This is a genomic window from Ornithinimicrobium carbonis, assembly GCF_977012275.1.
In genome coordinates this window covers 2,009,074-2,028,720 of sequence record NZ_OZ348993.1, presented here as the reverse complement: position 1 = coordinate 2,028,720, position 19,647 = coordinate 2,009,074, and the positions used below count along the sequence as shown (strand labels likewise).

At 73.8% G+C, this 19,647-nt stretch carries 21 protein-coding genes; 8 read left to right on the top strand and 13 right to left on the bottom strand.

What is annotated here, in order from left to right:
• Nucleotides 1-23 precede the first annotated feature (23 nt).
• Nucleotides 24-1,541, bottom strand: a complete 1,518-nt coding sequence (locus tag ACWHYA_RS09190; protein ID WP_425941698.1) for a threonine/serine exporter family protein — start codon at nucleotides 1,539-1,541, stop codon at nucleotides 24-26.
• A gap of 58 nt (nucleotides 1,542-1,599) precedes the next feature.
• On the opposite strand from ACWHYA_RS09190, the gene ACWHYA_RS09185 reads away from it, so the two are divergent.
• The gene (locus ACWHYA_RS09185) at nucleotides 1,600-3,135 is read left to right on the top strand and encodes an aminopeptidase P family protein (RefSeq protein ID WP_425941700.1); all 1,536 of its coding nucleotides are present in this window, start codon (nucleotides 1,600-1,602) and stop codon (nucleotides 3,133-3,135) included.
• A 17-nt stretch (nucleotides 3,136-3,152) separates the two neighbouring features.
• Here ACWHYA_RS09185 and ACWHYA_RS09180 read toward each other — a convergent pair whose 3' ends face one another.
• Nucleotides 3,153-3,653 (bottom strand): general stress protein, encoded by a 501-nt coding sequence (locus ACWHYA_RS09180; protein ID WP_425941702.1) that lies wholly within the window; start codon nucleotides 3,651-3,653, stop codon nucleotides 3,153-3,155.
• Nucleotides 3,654-3,782: 129 nt separating this feature from the next.
• Between ACWHYA_RS09180 and ACWHYA_RS09175 the strand changes: the two genes are divergently transcribed.
• From ACWHYA_RS09175 to ACWHYA_RS09165, 3 genes are read left to right on the top strand one after another with little or no spacing between them, the layout of a single operon-like run.
• Nucleotides 3,783-5,081 (top strand): magnesium transporter MgtE N-terminal domain-containing protein, encoded by a 1,299-nt coding sequence (locus tag ACWHYA_RS09175; protein WP_425941704.1) that lies wholly within the window; start codon nucleotides 3,783-3,785, stop codon nucleotides 5,079-5,081.
• Nucleotides 5,074-5,661: a DUF1003 domain-containing protein gene (locus ACWHYA_RS09170; RefSeq protein ID WP_425941706.1), complete on the top strand. Its 588-nt coding sequence runs from the start codon at nucleotides 5,074-5,076 to the stop codon at nucleotides 5,659-5,661. The genes ACWHYA_RS09175 and ACWHYA_RS09170 overlap by 8 nt, the downstream gene beginning before the upstream one ends.
• Nucleotides 5,662-5,671: 10 nt before the next feature.
• Nucleotides 5,672-6,811: an Mrp/NBP35 family ATP-binding protein gene (locus tag ACWHYA_RS09165; RefSeq protein ID WP_425941708.1), complete on the top strand. Its 1,140-nt coding sequence runs from the start codon at nucleotides 5,672-5,674 to the stop codon at nucleotides 6,809-6,811.
• 3 nt (nucleotides 6,812-6,814) lie between these two features.
• Here the strand turns inward: ACWHYA_RS09165 and ACWHYA_RS09160 are convergent, their stop codons facing one another.
• From ACWHYA_RS09160 to sigE, 3 genes are all read right to left on the bottom strand, one after another.
• The gene (locus ACWHYA_RS09160) at nucleotides 6,815-7,291 is read right to left on the bottom strand and encodes a Sec-independent protein translocase TatB (RefSeq protein WP_425941710.1); all 477 of its coding nucleotides are present in this window, start codon (nucleotides 7,289-7,291) and stop codon (nucleotides 6,815-6,817) included.
• A gap of 73 nt (nucleotides 7,292-7,364) precedes the next feature.
• The gene (locus tag ACWHYA_RS09155) at nucleotides 7,365-8,483 is read right to left on the bottom strand and encodes a S1C family serine protease (protein WP_425941712.1); all 1,119 of its coding nucleotides are present in this window, start codon (nucleotides 8,481-8,483) and stop codon (nucleotides 7,365-7,367) included.
• A 44-nt stretch (nucleotides 8,484-8,527) separates the two neighbouring features.
• Nucleotides 8,528-9,166 carry an RNA polymerase sigma factor SigE gene (sigE, locus tag ACWHYA_RS09150; RefSeq protein WP_425941714.1) on the bottom strand — a complete coding sequence of 213 codons (639 nt, stop codon included), beginning with the start codon at nucleotides 9,164-9,166 and terminating at the stop codon, nucleotides 8,528-8,530.
• Between the two features lie 95 nt (nucleotides 9,167-9,261).
• Between sigE and ACWHYA_RS09145 the strand changes: the two genes are divergently transcribed.
• On the top strand, nucleotides 9,262-9,894 hold the full coding sequence (locus ACWHYA_RS09145; RefSeq protein WP_425941716.1) for an O-methyltransferase: 633 nt from the start codon (nucleotides 9,262-9,264) through the stop codon (nucleotides 9,892-9,894).
• A 143-nt stretch (nucleotides 9,895-10,037) separates the two neighbouring features.
• On the opposite strand, the gene ACWHYA_RS09140 is transcribed toward ACWHYA_RS09145, so the two are convergent.
• Entirely contained in the window at nucleotides 10,038-10,205 is a 168-nt protein-coding gene (locus ACWHYA_RS09140) for a DUF3117 domain-containing protein (protein ID WP_425941718.1), read from the bottom strand.
• 143 nt (nucleotides 10,206-10,348) lie between these two features.
• Here ACWHYA_RS09140 and ACWHYA_RS09135 point away from each other — a divergent pair, with 143 nt between their 5' ends.
• Nucleotides 10,349-11,158 carry a PaaX family transcriptional regulator gene (locus ACWHYA_RS09135; RefSeq protein WP_425941720.1) on the top strand — a complete coding sequence of 270 codons (810 nt, stop codon included), beginning with the start codon at nucleotides 10,349-10,351 and terminating at the stop codon, nucleotides 11,156-11,158.
• Between the two features lie 9 nt (nucleotides 11,159-11,167).
• Complete coding sequence (locus ACWHYA_RS09130; protein WP_425941722.1) at nucleotides 11,168-11,989, top strand: enoyl-CoA hydratase-related protein; 822 nt, start codon at nucleotides 11,168-11,170, stop codon at nucleotides 11,987-11,989.
• A gap of 9 nt (nucleotides 11,990-11,998) precedes the next feature.
• Here ACWHYA_RS09130 and ACWHYA_RS09125 read toward each other — a convergent pair whose 3' ends face one another.
• The 4 genes from ACWHYA_RS09125 to ACWHYA_RS09110 are packed head-to-tail and all read right to left on the bottom strand — an operon-like array spanning nucleotide 11,999 to nucleotide 15,018.
• The gene (locus ACWHYA_RS09125) at nucleotides 11,999-13,225 is read right to left on the bottom strand and encodes a hypothetical protein (RefSeq protein ID WP_425941724.1); all 1,227 of its coding nucleotides are present in this window, start codon (nucleotides 13,223-13,225) and stop codon (nucleotides 11,999-12,001) included.
• Entirely contained in the window at nucleotides 13,222-13,860 is a 639-nt protein-coding gene (locus ACWHYA_RS09120; protein ID WP_425941726.1) for a DNA-3-methyladenine glycosylase I, read from the bottom strand. Before ACWHYA_RS09120 ends, ACWHYA_RS09125 begins: the two co-directional genes overlap by 4 nt.
• Complete coding sequence (locus ACWHYA_RS09115; RefSeq protein ID WP_425941728.1) at nucleotides 13,857-14,198, bottom strand: DivIVA domain-containing protein; 342 nt, start codon at nucleotides 14,196-14,198, stop codon at nucleotides 13,857-13,859. Before ACWHYA_RS09115 ends, ACWHYA_RS09120 begins: the two co-directional genes overlap by 4 nt.
• Before the next feature lie 52 nt (nucleotides 14,199-14,250).
• Nucleotides 14,251-15,018 (bottom strand): LOG family protein, encoded by a 768-nt coding sequence (locus ACWHYA_RS09110; RefSeq protein ID WP_425941730.1) that lies wholly within the window; start codon nucleotides 15,016-15,018, stop codon nucleotides 14,251-14,253.
• An 86-nt stretch (nucleotides 15,019-15,104) separates the two neighbouring features.
• Between ACWHYA_RS09110 and ACWHYA_RS09105 the strand changes: the two genes are divergently transcribed.
• A complete protein-coding gene (locus ACWHYA_RS09105; RefSeq protein WP_425941732.1) occupies nucleotides 15,105-15,971 on the top strand; it encodes a hypothetical protein in 867 nt (288 codons plus the stop codon).
• Between the two features lie 110 nt (nucleotides 15,972-16,081).
• Here the strand turns inward: ACWHYA_RS09105 and ACWHYA_RS09100 are convergent, their stop codons facing one another.
• Genes ACWHYA_RS09100 through ACWHYA_RS09090 form a run of 3 tightly spaced genes read right to left on the bottom strand, consistent with a single transcriptional unit; the run spans nucleotide 16,082 to nucleotide 19,612 of the window.
• Complete coding sequence (locus tag ACWHYA_RS09100) at nucleotides 16,082-17,380, bottom strand: citrate synthase (protein WP_425941734.1); 1,299 nt, start codon at nucleotides 17,378-17,380, stop codon at nucleotides 16,082-16,084.
• A gap of 41 nt (nucleotides 17,381-17,421) precedes the next feature.
• Nucleotides 17,422-17,748 carry a ferredoxin gene (gene fdxA, locus ACWHYA_RS09095; protein WP_425941736.1) on the bottom strand — a complete coding sequence of 109 codons (327 nt, stop codon included), beginning with the start codon at nucleotides 17,746-17,748 and terminating at the stop codon, nucleotides 17,422-17,424.
• Between the two features lie 46 nt (nucleotides 17,749-17,794).
• Nucleotides 17,795-19,612 carry a VanW family protein gene (locus ACWHYA_RS09090; RefSeq protein WP_425941738.1) on the bottom strand — a complete coding sequence of 606 codons (1,818 nt, stop codon included), beginning with the start codon at nucleotides 19,610-19,612 and terminating at the stop codon, nucleotides 17,795-17,797.
• Nucleotides 19,613-19,647 lie beyond the last annotated feature (35 nt).

Genomic DNA, 19,647 nt, shown 5'->3' with positions numbered 1-19,647 from the left:
GCCGCCCGCCCGACGACGCCCCGTCAGCCCTGGACGTAGCGGCCGCGCGAGCGCCGGCGGGCCCGCTGGGCAGCGAGATCCAGCCCCAGCTTGCGGCGGGCCAGGAACCCTCCGATGGACAGTCCGGCAGCCAGGGCCGTTCCGGTCGAGACCGCGGTGACGAAGTGCAGGACCGCGTTGCCGACGACGGCCGCGGAGTCGCTGAGCATCAGGTAGATGGCCCGGTAGACCGACAGCCCCGGCAGCATCGAGACGATCCCGGCCGTCCCGACCGCCAGCTCGGGCATCCGCAGCCGGCGGTGGGCGGCGTACGCCGCCATGCCCACCGGTGTCGAGGCCACCGCCGTCGCCTCGGGACCGCCCAGGCCCACGGCCAGGCAGGCCTCGAAGACGATCCATCCCCCTGCGGCGACCGCCATCGACACGAGGGTCGTGCGCAGCCCAGAGTAGGTGGACAGGCAGAACCCGAGTGCGACGAGCATCGCCCCGACCACGCCCAGGAGGGGGTTGCCGCCCAGGCTGACGAACGGCGAGACCTCCATGTCGACCCCGAACCGGTTGGCCGTGCCGATGACGACCGCGACCCCCACCGCGATCCCGCCCGTCATGAGCAGCACCTCCATCCCGCGCGCCCCCGCCGTGACGAAGTAGCCGTCGAGCGCGTCCTGGGCGGCGCCCATCACGCCCAGGCCGGCGAGCAGGACCACGATGCCGGAGATGACGACCAGCGACGGCGACTCCACCCCCGGGACCGGCATGTCCATCGAGGCGAGCCAGTGCAGGCCGAGCGCGATCGTGGTCGGCACGGCGGCGCTCACCGCCTGGGTGAAGAAGGCGGCCACGCCCGTGGCGTAGAGCACCCGCTGCACCCGGTCGACCACGGTCGCCGAGACGGCGGCGGCCACCCACATGCCGGGAGAGGCGCCGAAGAGCATGACCACGCCCACGGCCAGGAGCGCAAAACCGACCGTGACGACCCAGCGCCGGTAGGGGTGGGGGGCGGACAGCACCCGGGTCAGCCGGGCCCTGGCCACGTCGACGGGGATCGGCTCGCCCGGCCCCTCCGCCGTCCGGACGATGTCGTCGACCAGACCCTGGACCCCCTCCAGGCGCGAGTAGTCGGGCGACCGGCCGGGGATGACCCGCATCACCGAGAGCGGGTCCTCGTGCAGCCCGCGGTGGATGGAGACCGTGATCGAGGTGAAGGTGATGTCGATGTGGGCCGACCGCACGCCGTAGGCCGTCACCAGCCGCAGGACCGAGGCCACGCAGTCGGCGGCCGAGGCGCCCGTGGACAGCATGGCCTCCCCGACCCGCAGGGCCAGGTCGATGACCGCCCGCGCCTCCCGCTGGCTGACGGCGTCGTCGCCACCGAGCCGGGTCCCCAGGGCCAGGGTGGGCGGGGAGGCGCTGCGGACCACGTCGGACGCCCGCCGGCGCCACATCCGGCCGACCCGCCCCGCGGGCCGCACCTCGCGCGGACTGACCTGCTGCGGGCCGGTCACCCCGCCGAACACCTCGGGCACCACCTTCTCGCTCACCGTCCCAGGGTAGGGGGCGCGGCACCCCCGTCCGTCCACCCGCACCTACGATGACCGGGTGAGCGAGAAGCAGCACCAGGCCGAGCACCGCAACCGCCCCACCGGGGAGGCCTTCCGCGCCTTCATGGGTCAGGACTGGGCCCCCCGGACCGACGAGCTCCCCGCGCTCACCGAGGCGGCGAGGTATGCCGCAGCGCGCCGTGAGGTGGTCTCCTCCGCCTTCCCCGGGGAGCGGCTGGTCGTCCCGGCGGGGGGCCTGAAGGTGCGCAGCAACGACACCGACTACGTCTTCCGCCCCCACAGCGCCTTCGCCCACCTCACCGGGCTGGGGGCCGACCGCGAACCGGACGCGGTGCTCGTCCTGGAGCCCGTCGAGGGCGAGGACGGCCTGGGCGCCGGGCACGAGCCGGTGCTGTACTTCCTGCCGCTGGCCGACCGCGACAGCACCGAGTTCTTCGCCGACTCCCGGGTCGGCGAGTTCTGGGTGGGCGCCCGTCCCACGCTGGCCTCCGCCGCGGCCGAGCTGGGCGTGACCACCCGCCACCTCGGTGAGCTGGAGGACGCGCTGGCCAAGGACCTGGGTGCCGGCGGCCTGACCCTGCGGGTCGTGCGCGACGCGGACCGGGAGGTGACCGCCCTGGTCGACGGCGTGCGAGGACGCAGCGGAGCCCTCGCCCACCAGGACCTGGAGGCCGCGCACGAGGCCGACCTGGCCCTCGCCCGGTCCCTGTCCACGCAGCGTCTGGTCAAGGACGACTGGGAGGTCCGCCAGATGGAGGAGGCGGTGGAGGCCACCGCCCGGGCCTTCGACGCGGTCGTGGCCCAGCTGCCGGAGGCGGTCGCCCGGGGCCGCGGGGAACGCTGGGTGGAGGGCGTGTTCGGCCTGCACGCCCGCCACGCCGGGAACGGCGTGGGCTACGACTCCATCGCCGCCGCCGGCGAGCACGCGACCACGCTGCACTGGATCCGCAACACCGGGGACCTGGAGCCGGGCCAGCTGCTGCTCCTGGACGCCGGGGTGGAGCTCGACAGCCTCTACACCGCCGACGTCACCCGCACCGTGCCCGTCGACGGGACCTTCACCCCCGCGCAGCGGCGGGTGTACGAGGCCGTGCTCGAGGCCCAGGAGGCCGGCCTGGCCGCCTGCCGCCCCGGCAACCGGTTCAAGGACGTGCACGCGGCCGCGATCGAGGTGGTCGCCCGGTACCTGCTGGAGTGGGGACTGCTCCCCGAGGGCGTCACGCTCGAGGAGACGCTGGACGCGCAGGAGGGCCAGTTCCACCGCCGCTGGATGGTGCACGGCACCAGCCACCACCTGGGGATCGACGTCCACGACTGCGCGCTGGCGCTGCGTGAGGACTACGGCGACGGGGAGCTGCGCGAGGGCATGGTGCTCACCGTCGAGCCGGGGCTGTACTTCAAGTCCGAGGACCTGCGGGTCCCGCCGGAGCTGCGGGGCATCGGGGTGCGGATCGAGGACGACGTGGTCATCACCGCCGACGGGTACCGCAACCTCTCGGTCATGCTCCCCCGGACCCCCGACGAGGTCGAGGCCTGGGTGCGCGACGGAGGCGAGCGGCCCCAGCCGGGGTGAGCCCCCGGCCGACGGCGCTAGCCGAGGGGAGCCCCCGGGCGCTGGTCGAGCAGCTCCCGGGCACGCTCGGCGTGCTTGTGCTCGGTCAGGACCTCGTAGCGTGTGGCCACCACCTGGGTCACCGAGACGAAGTCGCGGCGTCCCCGGGTCATGGCGTACCCGATGAGCGCCCACACCACGCCGAAGAAGGCACCGAAGGCGACCGCACCCAGGACCGTGACCAGCGCGTCCCCGGTCGGGGCGAACAGCGCGAAGATCAGGCCGACGAACAGGCCGAGCCACACGCCCGACGCGACACCGCCCAACGCGACCCTACCGGTCGTCAGCCGTCCCGTGACCCGCTCCACCTGCTTGAGGTCGGTCCCGACGATCATGCACTGGTCGACCGGGAACTCCTGGTCGGACAGGTAGTCGACGACGCCCTGCGCCTCCTCGTAGGAGTCGTGGACCCCCAGGCTCCTCGGGTACTCCAGGGCCAGCACGGGGCCGGGTCGGTTCGCTGCGGCTGGTGAGGTCACCACGCCATTGTGCCCCCCGGCCGCCCCGCGCCGCGAACGGAGCGCCCACCCCGCACCCGGACCTCCGGACCGCCGGCCCGCGCCGTCCGACGGCCCGGGCCGGACCTCCCGGGTCGGTATCCTGCCCCGGTGAGCACTCCCCGCGTCTTCGTCGCCCGGCTGAACGGGATGAGCGTCTTCGACCCCCTGGGCGACGAGGTGGGTCGGGTGCGAGACGTCCTGGTCACGCTCTCCGGCCGCGTCGGGGGCCAGGGACCGCGCGTCATCGGCCTGGTCGTGGAGGTGCCCGGGCGACGGCGGGTCTTCGTCCCGATCACCCGGGTGACCGCCATCGACGCGGGCCAGGTCATCACCACCGGCCTGGTGAACATGCGGCGCTTCCAGCAGCGCCCGGGCGAGACGCTCGTCGTGGGCGAGCTCTTCGACCGGCAGGTCGCGATCGTCGAGGACGGCCGGCGCGAGCCCGCGGTGGTGGAGGACATCGCGATGGACCGGCAGCGCAGCGGCGACTGGCGCCTGAGCAAGCTGTTCGTGCGCCGTGGTATGCCGCAGCGTCCCGTCCGGGGGCTGCGGCTCGGCCGCCGACGGGGCGAGACCCTGCTCGTCGACCCCGAGCAGGTGGAGGGGCTGCAGGACACCGGACCCGCGCAGGCGGCCACCGCCCTGCTCGAGGCCTACGAGGACCTCAAGCCCCAGGACCTGGCCGAGGCGATCCACGGGCTGAGCCCCAAGCGCCGCTCGGAGGTCGCCGACGCCCTCGACGACGAGACGCTGGCCGACGTGCTGGAGGAGCTCCCGGACGACGACCGGCTGGAGATCCTGACCCACCTGGCGGCCGAGCGCGCGGCCGACGTCCTGGAGGTCATGCAGCCCGACGACGCGACCGACCTGCTCGCCGACCTCCCGGCCGCCACCCAGGAGGAGCTGCTCCAGCTGATGGAGCCCGACGAGGCGGCCGACCTGCGCCGGCTGCTCACCTACGACGAGAACACCGCGGGCGGTCTGATGACCACCGAACCGGTCATCCTCGGCCCGGACGCCAGCATCGCCGAGGCGCTGGCCCTGGTGCGCCGTGAGGAGCTGCACCCGGCGATCGCCTCGCTGGTCTACGTCACCCGTCCCCCGCACGAGACCCCCACCGGGCGGCTGCTCGGCAGCGTGCACATCCAGCGGCTGCTGCGCGAGGCCCCCCACCAGCCGGTCGGCTCCGTGCTCGACGACCTCGACCCGGTCACCCCGCAGGCCAGCCTCGGCGAGGTCACCCGGGCGCTGGCCACCTACAACCTCGTCGCCCTCCCGGTCGTGGACCCCGAGGGCCGGCTCGTCGGCGCGGTCACGGTGGACGACGTGCTGGACCACATCCTGCCCGACGACTGGCGCGAGGAGCGCGACGACGAGGCCGACGTGACGGAGGTCGTCGATGTCTGAGCCCCTGCGCCGCGACCGGGGCGGGGAACGGTCGGCGGGCCGCCCCGCCGACCGCCTCGACCAGCCGCTGGCCAAGGCGGGGCGCTGGAGGCTGCCCTCCCGGATGGACCCCGAGAGCTTCGGCGCCTTCGCGGAGCGGTTCGCCCGGTTCATGGGCACCGCCCGCTTCCTGGTCTGGATGACCGTCTTCGTCGCGGTGTGGGTGGTCTGGAACACCATCGGCCCGCCGTCGGTGCGCTTCGACCCCTACGCCTTCATCTTCCTCACCCTCATGCTCAGCCTGCAGGCCTCCTACGCCGCCCCCCTGATCCTGCTGGCCACCAACCGGCAGGACGACCGGGACAAGGTCCAGATGGAGCAGGACCGTGCCCGGGACGAGCGCAACCTGGCCGACACCGAGTTCCTCACCCGCGAGGTCGCCGCCCTGCGCCTGGCCATGCGCGAGGTGGCCACGCGTGACTTCGTGCGCTCCGAGCTGCGCTCCCTCCTGGAGGAGCTGGTCGACCGGGACGGGAGGACGGACGGCGACGGGCCCGGCGGCGACGGCCCGGGGACCGGAGCACCCCGCCGCGACGCCTAGCATGGGGGACATGTCCCACCCCACCACCGACGCCCTCCACGCTGCCCTCGCCACGGTCGACGACCCCGAGATCCGCAAGCCGATCACCGACCTGGGGATGGTCGAGTCCGTGGACGTCGGCGACGACGGCCGGGTCAGGGTCACCGTGCTGCTCACCGTGCCCGGGTGCCCGATGAAGGACACGATCACCCGGGACGTGACCGCCGCGGTCTCCCGCGTCGAGCACGTCACCGGGGTCGACGTGCAGCTGGGCGTCATGAGCGACGAGCAGCGCGGCGCCCTGCGCGACCAGCTGCGCGGCGGCGCCGCCGAGCGTGACATCCCGTTCGCGCGTCCCGACTCCCTCACGACGGTGTATGCCGTCGCCTCCGGCAAGGGCGGCGTGGGCAAGTCCTCGGTCACCGTGAACCTGGCCGCCGCCCTGGCCGCCGAGGGGCTGCGGGTGGGCGTGGTGGACGCCGACATCTACGGCTTCTCGGTCCCCCGCATGCTGGGGGTGACGCGCCCGCCGACCCAGGTCGACGACATGATCATGCCGCCCGTGGCCGAGCCGGGGGGCGTGAAGGTGATCTCGATCGGCATGTTCGTCCCGGGCAACCAGCCCGTCGTGTGGCGCGGCCCGATGCTGCACCGGGCCATGCAGCAGTTCCTGGCCGACGTCTACTGGGGGGACCTGGACGTCCTGCTGCTGGACCTCCCGCCCGGCACGGGCGACATCGCCATCACCGTGGCCCAGCTGCTGCCCAGCAGCGAGCTCATCGTCGTCACCACGCCCCAGCAGGCGGCGGCCGAGGTGGCCGAGCGGGCCGGGTCGATCGCCCTGCAGACCCACCAGCGCATCGTCGGCGTCGTGGAGAACATGTCCTGGCTCGAGCTGCCCGACGGCAGCCGCCAGGAGATCTTCGGCAGCGGTGGCGGCCAGGCCGTGGCCGACTCGCTGAGCCGGTCCATCGGGGCGGAGGTGCCCCTCCTGGGGCAGGTGCCGCTGGACGTGACGCTGCGGGAGGGCGGGGACACCGGCCGCCCGGTCGTGCTGTCCCACCCCGACTCCCCGGCGGCCACCGCCCTGCGGGGCGTGGCCCGTCAGCTGGCCCGCCGCGGTCGCGGGCTGGCCGGGCGCAAGCTCGGCATCACCCCGACGAGCCGCTGATCCTCAGGTCGCGTCGGGGTCGAAGGGCACCGGCCGACCCGGGTCGAACGACCGCCCGACCCCGGTACCGGTCCCCCCGCCGCCCCCGGTGCGCGGGCGGCTCGACGTCGCTCCTCCGACCGCGTCCCTGCCGGTCCCCCCGGCCGCGGCCGTCCGCGCCGCCACGGTCGCTCCTCCACGGGCTCCGGCTCCACCGGTCGTCGGCCCCCGCTCGCCCGGAGCAGACTCCGTCAGGGCCTCGCGGACGATGCGCCGGGGGTCGTACTGACGCGGGTCCAGCTGGCGCCAGTCGACGTCCTCGAAGGCTGGTCCCATCTCCTGCTTGATCTGCGCCTTGGCCCCCTCGGCCAGGTCCCGCGCCTTGCGGACGAGGTCGGCGAGCCGGGCCGCGTAGTGCGGCAGCCGACGAGGACCGAGCACGACGACGGCCAGCAGCACGAGCAGCATGATCTCGGTGCTCGTGAGATTGAAGAACGTCACGCCTCTCCTCGTCCCGGTGGCCGGCCGCCCACCGTGCGATCCCGGCCACAGCCTACCCAGCCCAGGAGGGTCCTCAGTCCCCCGAACCCGCCAGGGTCAGCGTCACCGTCCGCTCCTCGCCCCCGGTGTCGCGCAGCTGCAGGGTGACGGTGTCCCCCACGGCGTAGGAGCGAAGGACCACCAGCAGGTGCTGGGGGTCCCGGATCGCGGTGTCGTCGACGCGCAGGATGAGGTCGCCGGCCCGCACCCCGGCCTCCTCGGCCGGACCGCCCGGGATCACGGGCCGCGAACCCTGTCGCGCCTCCGTCATCACCCGGGCGCCCTCACCGGTGTGCTGCAGGTCGATGTGCACCCCCATCACCGGGTGCTCGCTGCGGCCCGTCTCGATGAGCTGGGTCGCGGTGCGCTCGGCCTGCTCGGCCGGGATGGCGAAGCCCAGCCCGATGCTGCCGGCCGGACCGCCCAGGGCGCTGGTGGGCAGCTGGGCGATCGCGGAGTTGACCCCCACCACCTGTCCCTCGAGGTCGAGGAGCGGCCCGCCGGAGTTGCCCGGGTTGATCGCGGCGTCGGTCTGGATGGCGTTGATGTAGCTCATCTCGTCGTCCCCGCCGGCGACGACCGGACGGTCGAGGGCCGAGACGATCCCGCTCGTGACGGTGCTGTCCAGGCCCAGGGGCGCGCCGACCGCGACCACGGTCTGACCCACCTCCACGGCCTCGGAGTCGGCGAAGGGCAGCGGGACGAGGTCGCCCTGGTCCACCTTGAGCACGGCGATGTCGTAGACCGGGTCCGAGCCCACCACCTCGGCCGGTACCGGCTCCCGGCCGGGCAGCTCGACGGTGATCCGGCCCCCGTCGCCGGCCGGAGCCACGACGTGGTGGTTGGTCAGCAGGTAGCCGTCGGCCCGCACGACGAACCCCGACCCCTGCCCCACCTGCCCGTCCTCGCCGAGGGAGATGAGCGCGACGCTGGGGAGGACGGCGCGGGACAGGCCGGGAACGGTGCCGTCGACGGCCACCGGGGCCGGTGCCGGGTTCCGGTGGGCCACCGGCGTCGCGGGGGCCGCCACCGGGGCGTCGGGCTGCAGCTGGTGGGCCAGCACTCCTCCGCCGAAGCCTGCGACGGCACCGGCGAGGAGGGCGGCCAGCACGACCGCCAGGCTCGTGCGCCCGCTGCGTCGACGTCTGTCCATGGGACCCGATGGTGCCAGCCCGGGAAGGAGGTCGGGACCGCCGCTCACCCGAGGGCCGGAGCCGGGAGCCCGCGCGGACGGGGACCGCGACCCTCCGCCGGGGCCGGAGCCGGGCGCCGGTGGGCCAGGGACTGGCGCAGGAGGGCCCGGCCACGGTGGATCCGGGAGCGCACGGTGCCCATCTTGACCCCCAGCGTCCGGGCGACCTCCTCGTAGGAGAAGCCCTCGATGTCGGCCAGGACCACGGCCGCGCGGAACTGCGGCGGCAGCGCCATGAGAGCCGCCTGGACGTCAGGGCCCAGGTGGTTCATCTCGTAGGCCTCCTCCGGCTGGCCGGCCAGGGCCCGGACCGGCAGGCGTGCGGCGAGCTCCTCGGTGAGGGCGTCGAAGCGCAGCCGCTGACGTCGCCGGACCCGGTCCAGGAAGAGGTTGGTGGTGATGCGGTGCAGCCAGCCCTCGAAGGTGCCGGGGCGGTAGCTGTCCAGGGAGCGGAAGACCCGGACGAAGACGTCCTGGGTCAGGTCCTCGGCCTCGTGCGGGTCCCCGGTCAACCGGTAGGACAGGCGGTAGACCCGGGCGGAGTGCTCACGCACGATCTCCTCCCACGACGGGGGGACCCACGTCGGGTCCGCCCCGGTGGGGGACAGCTCGAGGAGCTCCGTCGCGACGCCCTGCTGGCTCATGACCCCAGGCTGGCAGGGTCTGCTGGGAGCCTGCTGGACGATCAGGGCGTCCCGGCGGGCGCCGGTGCGTCCCGGCGGCGCATAGGGTGGGGACCATGGCAGCTGCGAAGGCGTCCTCCCTGGCCTATGCCGAGGACTTTCTCACCCCCCACCCGGTGATCGAGCAGGCCCAGCGCCGGGGCGAGGAGCTCGGCGCCCGTCCGGTGAGCAGCGCCACCGGGGCCGCGCTGCGGCTGCTCGCGGCGGCCGTGGCCGCCCGTCACGTCGTCGAGGTCGGCACCGGGGCCGGCAGCTCGGGCCTGTGGCTGCTCCAGGGGATGCCCCACGACGGCATCCTCACCTCGATCGACGTCGAGCCCGAGCACCAGCGCGCGGCCAGGGAGTCCTTCACCGCCGCGGGCATCCCGCCGCAGCGCACCCGGGTGATCAGCGGGGACGCCGTGCAGGTGCTGGGCCGCCTCACGGACGGGGCCTACGACCTGGTGCTCGTGGACGCCGACGAGGAGAGCTACCCCGCCTACGTCGAGCAGGCGATCCGGCTGCTGCGCCCGGGAGGCGTGCTGGCCGTGCACGACATGCTCTGGCACGACAAGGTGGCCGACCCGGCCAGCCGGGACACCGTGACCACCCTGCTGCGCGACCTGGGCAAGACCCTGCGCGACGACGACCGGCTGCTGCCGGCCCTGCTGCCGGTGGGCGACGGCCTGCTGGTGGCGGTCCGCCGCTGAGCCGCCCGCGCGGCTGACCCCACCGGCGCCGCTGACGGCCCGCACGCGCAGCACCCACGCCCCCCTCCCCCGCATCACCGGGCACGACGAGGCCCCCGCGTCCGGTGACACGGGGGCCTGGTGCACGGTCGGCGGGGGTGGCGTCAGCCGACGCACTCCTTGATGGCGTCCCCGAGCGCCGTGGCCTCCTCGGCGTTCATCTCCACCACCAGGCGGCCGCCGCCCTCCAGCGGCATGCGCAGGACGATTCCACGCCCCTCCTTGGTGACCTCCAGAGGACCATCGCCGGTGCGAGGCTTCATTGCTGCCATGGGTTGCCCTTCCTTGTGGCGCGGCCAAGGACCGCTGCCCGGCGCGGGTGCCCCGGGCCTGGGTGACTACGCACCATTATCTACCGAACCTCCTGACCCGCCTAATCGACCCGGCCCCCGCCGGGCCGGGCGATACTGGCCGGATGCACGCCCGTTCCGCCGTCGTCGACCTGTACGGGGACCACCTGCCCGCCCACGGGTGGTGGGCTCCCGTCGCCGGTGTCGTGCGCCTGGCACAGACCTGCGGGGTCACCCCCGCGGCGACCCGCACCGCCGTCTCGCGGCTGGTCCGCGAGGGCTGGCTCGCGGCCCGCACCATCGACGGTGCCCGGGGGTATGCCGCGACGCCCCTCGCGCAGCACCGGCTCCGTCGGGCGCACGTAAGGATCTACGCGCCGGGTCCCCCGGCCTGGGACGGACGCTGGCACGTCGTCGTCGTGGAGCACCACGGAGACCGGCGGCGCCGCGACCACGTGGCCGCGTCGCTGGGCTATCTGGGCTACGGCCACCTGGCGACGGCCACCTGGGTCAGCCCGTGGGTGAGCCCTGAGCTCGGCGCCGTCCTCGAGGGCCACGGCGCAGCCTGGACCGCCTGGACGGGCGACCCCCACGGGTCGCGCTCCCCCGCCGAGCTGGCCCGCCGGCTCTGGGACCTGCCCGCCCTGGCCGCCTCCTACGAGGAGTTCGCCCGCACCCTGCCCGCGCCGGAGCCGGGCCTGAGCACCCTGCCGCCGCACGCGGCATACCCCCTGCGCACCCGGCTGGTGCACGAGTGGCGCAAGTTCCTCTTCCGGGACCCCGGGCTGCCCGCGGAGGTGCTGCCGCCGGGATGGCCGGGGCAGCGGGTGCGGCAGCGTCTGCTGGAGGTCGCCGACGCCCTGGCTCCCTCCGCCGGAGCGTTCGTGGAGGGGACCCTGCGGTCCGCCCGTCCCGGGGGCGGTCCCGCTGCGTAGATTGGACCCATGACGACGCCGAGCACCGCACCGACCCCCAGCGCCCCGCCCCCCGTCGGCCTGGAGGTCGTCGACGGCGTGGCCACCGTGACCTTCACCCGCCCGGAGTCGATGAACTCCCTGGACGTGGCCACCAAGGAGCTGCTGCTCGCCACCCTGCGCCAGGTCGCCGACGACGAGCAGGTGCGCTGCGTGGTGCTCACCGGCACGGGGCGCGCCTTCTGCGTCGGCCAGGACCTCAAGGAGCACGTGCAGCTGCTCGCGGAGAGCGCCGAGGAGCTGTGGCGCACCGTGGCCGAGCACTACAACCCGGTGGTGGAGCTTCTCGTCACCATGGACAAGCCGGTCGTGGCGGCCCTCAACGGGGTGGCCGCGGGCGCCGGTGCGGCCTTCGCCCTGGCGGCGGACCTGCGGTACGCCGGGGAGTCCGCGGGACTGAACCTGGCCTTCACCGCGATCGCGCTCTCCTGCGACTCGGGCACCTCCTGGTCCCTGCCGCGGCTCGTGGGGCCGGCGAAGGCCAAGGAGCTGCTCTACTTCCCCCGGACCCTCCCGGCGGCCGAGGCGCTGGAGATGGGACTGCTCACCGAGGTCGTGCCCGACGACGAGCTGGCCGACCGGGTCGGCACGGTGGCCCGGCAGCTGGCGCAGGGACCCACGCGCGCCTACGGTGCCGTCCGCCGGGCGATCGCCTTCTCCTCCTCGCACTCCCTGGCCGACTCGCTGGACCTGGAGGACGAGTTCATGCGGCGCACGGGCGTCAGCGAGGACCACCGCGCGGCGGTCCAGGCCTTCCTCGACAAGGAGCGACCCACCTTCACCGGACGCTGACGCCGCGGCTCACGGCGGGTCGTCGCGGGGCGGGACGAACATGAACAGCTCCCAGGCCCACCACACCTGCCAGCCGAGGAAGAGGCCCGCCAGGGTGACCGTGCGCACGACCAGCACCCACGTCGGGCGCCGCCGCGCGGCGGGGTCCCGGGGGTCCCAGCCACCGCCGACCGCGACCACGAAGAGCGGGAAGAGCAGGATGAGATAGCGGAAGATGCTCGTCCACGGGTCGAGGGCGGCGAAGAGGTAGAGGACGTAGCCCAGGCACCAGGTGCGCATCTCCACCCCCAGACCCCGCGCCCAGGGCCCGGCCACCGCGAGGACCAGCAGCCCCAAACCGGTCCCCAGGACCAGCAGGCCGGTGAGGTCGCCCCACAGCCACTGGACCCGCTCGAGGGTCGGCAGGAACGGGCGCACCGGCTCCCCTCCGCGCCAGGCCGACATCGTCGCGGTGTAGGCGTCCGGGCGACCGGTGCGGGCCCAGGCGACCGCCGGCCAGACGAGGCCGGACAGGCCGCAGCCCACGAGCGCGGCGAGCATCCCGGCGGCCTCCCGCGCAGGCACGGGGCGGGTGTGTCGTCCGTGCCACCGGACGAGGACCGCCACCAGGCAGACCAGTCCCAGGGGCAGGGCCACCGGACGGGCCAGCCCGGTGGCCAGGGCCAGGGCGGCCGCCCACCCCCACCGCCGTCGGACCAGCAGCCACAGGACGCCCGCGACCAGCAGCACCGCCAGCGACTCGGTGTAGGCGACCTGCAGGGTGGGCGCGGCCGGGTAGGTGCCCAGCAGGGTGACCCCTCCCAGGGCCGCCGCCGTCCCCACGCGCTCCCGCAGCAGACCCGCGACGACCAGCGCCGCGGCATACCCCAGGACGGTGGCCAGCACGGTGGCGGTCACCGCGAACGGCTGGCCGGTCAGGGCGGTCAGCACCCGGGCCATGAGCGGGAACACCGGGTAGAACGCCCAGGGGTTCTGCCGGACCTGCCCGTCCCGCTCGGGAAGCTCGGTCGGGTACCCCTCGGTGGCGATCCGCTCGTACCAGGCACCGTCCCACAGGGTGGCGAACTGGAAGTACCGCGCGACGTCGGCGTCGTCGTAGACCGAGGGGTCCTGGTGCTGGGTGGCCAGACGGTGCAGGAGCACGGCGGTCAGGGCGCGCAGCAGCGTCCAGAGCGCGACGACGACCAGGACGAAGCGCAGGTCGAGGGGGCGTCGCGCGGGGGCGACGAGGGTCATGCGCTGCTGCGCACCGCCGTGAGCCGGGCACCCGAGCGCGAGGCCCCGGCCCGGAAGCAGCCGACCAGGTGGTCGTCGACCAGTCCGCAGGCCTGCATGGTGGCGTAGACGGTCGTGGGGCCCAGCTGGACGAAGCCGGCCTTGCGCAGGCGCTTGGCGAGCAGCTCGGACTCGGGGGTCTGCGACGGGACGTCGATGAACCGGTGCGGCCGGGGCGTCGGCTCCGGCGCGTGGGTCCAGAGGAGCTCCTCCAGCCCGCCGCCGTCCCGCAGGGCCAGGGTGGCCCGCGCGTTGGTGACCGCCGCCTCGATCTTGCGGCGGTTGCGCACGATGGAGGCGTCGGTGAGCAGGCGCTCGACGTCGGCGTCGGTGAACTCGGCGAGCCGCTCGGCGTCGAACCCTGCCAGCGCCACCCGCAGCGCCTGCCGCTTGCGCAGCACGACCAGCCAGGACAGACCGGACTGGAAGCCCTCGAGGCACAGCCGCTCCAGCAGGGCGGTCTCCCCGTGCACCGGCTTGCCCCACTCCCGGTCGTGGTAGTCGCGGTAGTCGGCGTGCGCCAGGCCCGGCCAGGCGCAGCGGACCACCCCGTCAGGACCCACGGTCAGGTCCGGGTGCGGCGCGGTGTCGGTCATGCTGGCATCCCTCCGGTGAGATCGGCGTGCTCGTGCCCCTCCGGCGCCGGGCGCTCCCCCGGCTCGCCGCGGAGCCGGGCGATCTGGGCGTCCCGGTCGGCCAGCTCCTCGGCCAGCCGGCGCAGCGCTGCGTCCACCTGGGCCATCCGGTAGCCGCGGACGGCCTGGTCGAAGCGCAGCCCGTGCACCGCGTCCGGCCCCAGCGGCCCGGCGGGCAGCGGCACGGCGGACTCGGTCGTCACGGCCGGCGGCACGCCCGGGACGTCCGCCCGGGCGACCAGCCAGGCCAGCCCCGCGCCGAGCGCGAGGACGGCTACGACGGCTGCGAGGATGATCACGGCACCGATCCTCGCACGGAGGTGCACCCGTGGAGAAGCCCCGGCACGCCGCTCACACGTCCGGGGTGCCGGTCCCCGCCCCGCGGGCCGCGCGGCCGGCCCGTTCGCTCGCGATCCAGGACACCGCCTCGTCCACGTCGTCGGTCAGCCGCAGCAGGTCCAGGTCGGCCTCGCCGATGGTGCCTCCGGCGACGAGCGTGTCGCGCATCCACGTCAGCAGCGGCCCCCAGAAGGCGGTGCCCAGGAGGACGATCGGGAAGCTGGTGATCTTGCCCGTCTGCACCAGGGTCAGCGCCTCGAAGAGCTCGTCCAGGGTGCCGACGCCGCCCGGCAGCACGACGAAACCCTCGGCGTACTTGACGAACATCGTCTTGCGCACGAAGAAGTAGCGGAAGTTGATGCCGAGGTTGAGGTAGTCGTTCAGACCGGCCTCGAAGGGCAGCTCGATCCCCAGGCCCACGGAGGTGCCGCCCGCCTCGGTGGCACCCCGGTTGGCCCCCTCCATGGTGCCGGGACCGCCTCCGGTGATCACGGCATACCCCGCCCCGACGAGGGCCGAGCCCACCGCGCGGGAGAGCTCGTAGGTCGGGTGCCCCGGCCCGGTGCGCGCGGAGCCGAAGACGGCCACGGCCGGCCCCAGCTCGGCCAGGGTCCCGAAGCCCTCGACGAACTCGGCCTGGATGCGCATGACGCGCCAGGGGTCGGTGTGCACCCAGTCCGCGGCACCGCGGCTGTCGAGCAGGCGCTGGTCGGTCGTGCTCCGGGGCACGCGGGTCCCGCGCAGCGTCACCGGCCCCTTGCGGTACTCGTGTCGGCTCACAGCCCCCGACCCTACGTGGTCGGGGCCCGGGCCCGCGCGCCCGCCGTCACCGGGGGACGGGCAGGTCCGACCCGTAGGATCCCGGGGTGAGACGCACCACCGGCACGCTGACCGTCCTGGCCCTGGTTGCCGTGACCGGCGCCGGCGCGGTGGTCGGTACCCGCTGGCTCGTGGAGGAGGTGCGGCCCGACCGGTGCCTGGTGCAGGTCGGGGACACCACCGTGCGGCTCTCCCCCGAGCAGACGGCCAACGCCGCCACGATCGCCGCCGTGTCCGTGGCCCGGCAGCTGCCACCGCGTGCCGCCACCGTCGCCCTGGCCACGGCGATCCAGGAGAGCAAGCTGCGCAACCTGCGCTACGGGGACGCCGACAGCCAGGGGTTGTTCCAGCAGCGGCCCTCGCAGGGATGGGGCAGCGAGGAGGAGGTCACCGACCCCGTGCACGCGACCGGCTCCTTCTACGACGCCCTGGTCCAGGTGCCCGGCTGGGAGACCGGCGTGGTCACCGAGGTGGCACAGGAGGTCCAGCGCAGCGCCTTTCCCGAGGCCTACGCCGACCACGAGCAGGAGGGCCGGGTGCTCGCCTCCGTGCTCACCGGTCAGGAGGGCGCACGGACCCTGATGACCTGCCGCCTCGCGGACGACGGCCGGGGCGACCCCGCCGGACTGGTCGACGGCCTCGCGGAGCAGTTCGGCCCGGTCGTCGCGCTGGAGGAGGGGCCGGGGTCGGGGCAGGGGTCGTCGGGGACCGGGACCGTGACGGTGCGGGCCTCGACCGGGGACCCCGCCACCGCGTGGGCGGTGGCGACGTGGGCGGTCGCCCACGCCGACGCCCGGGGGGTCGCCGGCGTGACGGTGGGCGACCGCCGGTGGCAGCGGGACCGGTCGGACCTGGAGTGGGCCGTCGTCGAGGAGGCCCGCCCCGCCACCGAGGTCGTCGTCGAGCTCGGCTGACGCCGACGGCCCCCGCAGACGCCGACGGCCCCCGCAGCAGTGCTGCGGAGGCCGTCGTCAGGCGGTGCGTGGGACGTGCCCCGTGGGGCCGGCCCCCGGTGCCGGGCCGGTCAGCGCTGCCCGGTGGGCACGTACTGCCGCTCGGGCTCGCCGACGTAGACCTGACGCGGACGCCCGATCTTGGTGGCCGGGTCGTTGATCATCTCGCGGTACTGCGCGATCCAGCCGGGGAGGCGGCCGATCGCGAAGAGCGCCGTGAACATGTTGCTGGGGAAGCCCATCGACTCGTAGATCAGGCCGGTGTAGAAGTCGACGTTGGGGTAGAGCTTGCGGTCGACGAAGTAGTCGTCCTCCAGGGCGGTCTGCTCCAGCTCCATGGCGAGGTCGAGGAGCGGGTTGTGCCCGGCCTTCTCCAGCAGCTCGTGCGCCGTCTCCTTGACGATGGCCGCGCGCGGGTCGTAGTTCTTGTAGACCCGGTGGCCGAAGCCCATGAGCTTGACCCCGTCCTCCTTGTCCTTGACCTTGCGGACGAACTCCTTGACGTCGCCGCCGCGGTCGTGGATGTCGTTGAGCATCGCCAGGACGGCGCTGTTGGCCCCGCCGTGCAACGGGCCGGACAGCGCCTGGATGCCGGCGGAGATGGAGGCGAAGAGGTTGGCCTCCGAGGAGCCGACGAGGCGGACCGTGGACGTGGAGCAGTTCTGCTCGTGGTCGGCGTGCAGGATGAACAGCAGGTCCAGCGCCTTGGCCAGGTCGGGGTCCATATCGAAGTCCTCCGTGGGCTGACCGAAGGTCATCCACAGGAAGTTCTCCACCAGGTTGTAGTTGTTGTCCGGGTACAGCAGGGACTTGCCCTGGCTCTTGCGGAACGCGTAGGAGGCGATCGTCGGCAGCTTGGCGATCAACCGGATCGTGGACATCTCCACCGACTCCGGGTCCCGCGGGTCCAGGCTGTCCTGGTAGAAGGTGCCCAGCGCGGACACCGAGGAGGCCAGCACCGACATCGGGTGCGCGTCGCGGTGGAAGCCGTCGAAGAACTGCTTCATGTCCTCCACGAGCAGGGTGTGCCTGCGCACCCGCTGGTCGAAGTCCTCCAGCTCGCTCGCGGACGGCAGCTCGCCGTAGATGAGCAGGTAGCTGGTCTCCAGGAAGCTGGACTCCTTGGCCAGCTGCTCGATCGGGTAACCGCGGTAGCGCAGGATCCCGGCGTCCCCGTCGATGTAGGTGATCGCGGACTGGCAGGAGGCGGTGTTGACGTACCCCACGTCCAGCGTGGTGTCACCGGTGGTCTTCATCAGGGCGCTGATGTCCAGACCGTTGTTTCCCTCGACGGCCGGCACCACCTTCAGCTCGAGCTCGTTCTCGCCGTGACGCAGCGTGGCCGCGGGCGTGGTGGTCGGGTCGGTCATCTGTCCTCCTGGTGGGGGGTAGGCCGGTCGGGGGGTGCGGTTCACTCGTCGTGCGGCTGCGGTGGCAGCACGGCGATGATCGGGTGGTCCTTGGGGATCATGCCCATCTTGGCCGCACCGCCGGGGCTGCCGAGGTCGTCGAAGAACTCGACGTTCGCCTTGTAGTACTCCGCCCACTCCTCCGGGACGTCGTCCTCGTAGTAGATCGCCTCGACCGGGCAGACCGGCTCGCAGGCGCCACAGTCGACGCACTCGTCGGGGTGGATGTACAACGACCGCTCGCCCTCGTAGATGCAGTCGACCGGGCACTCCTCGATGCAGGCCTTGTCCTTGAGGTCCACACACGGCTGGGCGATCACGTACGTCATGGGGACAGAGTATGCCGTCTCCGGGCACCCGGACGGCACGGGGTGCTCAGAAGCCCGCCTCGGGATGGGTGCACACGACCTCGTCCGCCGGGGCGTAGGTCGTGGTGAACTCGTCCCGCGAGACCTCCTGCCCGCCGGCGCGCAGGATGCGCACGTTGGTGATCGTGAACCCCTCGGCCGGACCCTGCGGCACGCACTCGGGGCTGTCGTCCTCGTGCCGCTCGGGCTGACGGACGTCGCGTCGCGGTCCGTCGACGGTCTCCACCTCGTACTGCCGCTCGCCCAGGAGGACCATCCGGATCTGGTCACCCTCGATCCAGGAGCGCACGACGACGGGGTTGTCGGTGTCGTTGGTCCACACGTTGTCGATGACCGGGTAGGCCAGCGTCGCCTCCCGTCCGGCCGGGTAGCGCGAGATGTAGTAGGAGTGCGGGGTGTGCGCGTCCAGCTGCACCCCGGCGAACCAGGACGCGTTGAAGGCCACGGTGGAGATCTGGGAGAGTCCACCGCCCAGCCCCATGACGAGCCGGCCGTCCACGATGACCGGTGCCTCACGGTAACCCCCGGCCTCGCTGAGGTCCCCCAGTGCCACCCCGAGGCTGAACTGCTGGCCCGGCATGACCACGGTGCCGTTCACGTTCTCCGCACCGACGCGCAGGTTGTGGGTGCGGGCCGCGTTGGCCTCCCCGGTCGGGAACACCGAGCTGAACTCCGACATCTCCTCGAAGGTCCAGTCCTCGCTGACCTCCGTGGGGATCGCCGGTTCGACCGCCGCCAGGGTCGCCTCGACCGTGCGGTCGTCACCGTCGGCGGACAGCGCAGCGCGGACGGCGTCGAACAGACCCTCCTCCTGCAGCTCCGTCCCGGCACGCGCCGGGACGACGACCACGTCGTCCCCGTCCAGCTCGACGGTGGCGTCCCGCGGGCCCCGCTCGAGCTGGCCGATGTCCTGACGGATGCGGGCGAGCAGGCCGTCCTCGTCGAGCGTCAGCGCCAGGGCGTCCCCCGTGCGCTCGGTCCCGAGCAGCTCGACGAGCTCGCGCGGCGCGATCTCGGCCGTGGCGGTGGGGGCGTCGTCACCCGACCCGCGGGTGGCCGTCACGCTCACCGGACCGGAGAGCGCCGGGTCCACCTCCTCGCGGGTGAACCGCTCGACCTCGTCCTGGGACAGGGTGGGCGCAGCCACCATGGCCCGACCGTCGGCCTCCCTGCTGTCCGGCCAGGCGCCCGCGACGGCCTCGGCCGTCGCCCCGACGTCGAGCGTCCGTCCCACCTCGGCCTCGACGACGCGCACCCCCTCGTCGGTGAGGGTGACCTGGCCCTCGACCACGTCGGTGTCGTAGTCCTGGGCCAGCCGTTCGACGGCCGCCCGGAGCTCCGCGCGGTCCACCACCCCCACGAGCGGCAGCGACCGGTCGCTGCCGGAGACGTGCGACCACAGCACGCGGGGGTCGAAGCTCAGACCGGTGGCCCCCTCCAGCGTCGCGTCGAGGTCGAAGGCCAGCCCGGCGTCCTCCGGCACCAGCTCGAGGGTCTCGTCGGCGACCTCGTCGGCCCCGTCGACCCCTGCCGCCCCACCGCCGTCCCCGCTCGCCCGGACCGTCACGACCACCGGCTCCTCGAGCCGGTCGGCCAGCTCGCGGTCCAGGCGCTCCACGGCCTCGTCGCGGGTCATCGACCCGATGTCGATCCCGTCCACCGTCATCCCGGCGGGGGGCCGGTCCTGGAAGTAGAGCGCCGCTCCCACGTAGATCCCCCCGAGCACGACGACGGCGGCCAGCAGCCGCAGCACGACCGCCCTCCACTCGCCCCCCGTGCGCGACTCCTCCTGCAGCCCCGTGCCGTCGTCAGGTGCGTCGCTCATCGTGCGGGTGGTCCCTCCGTCTGGTCCAGCGGTGC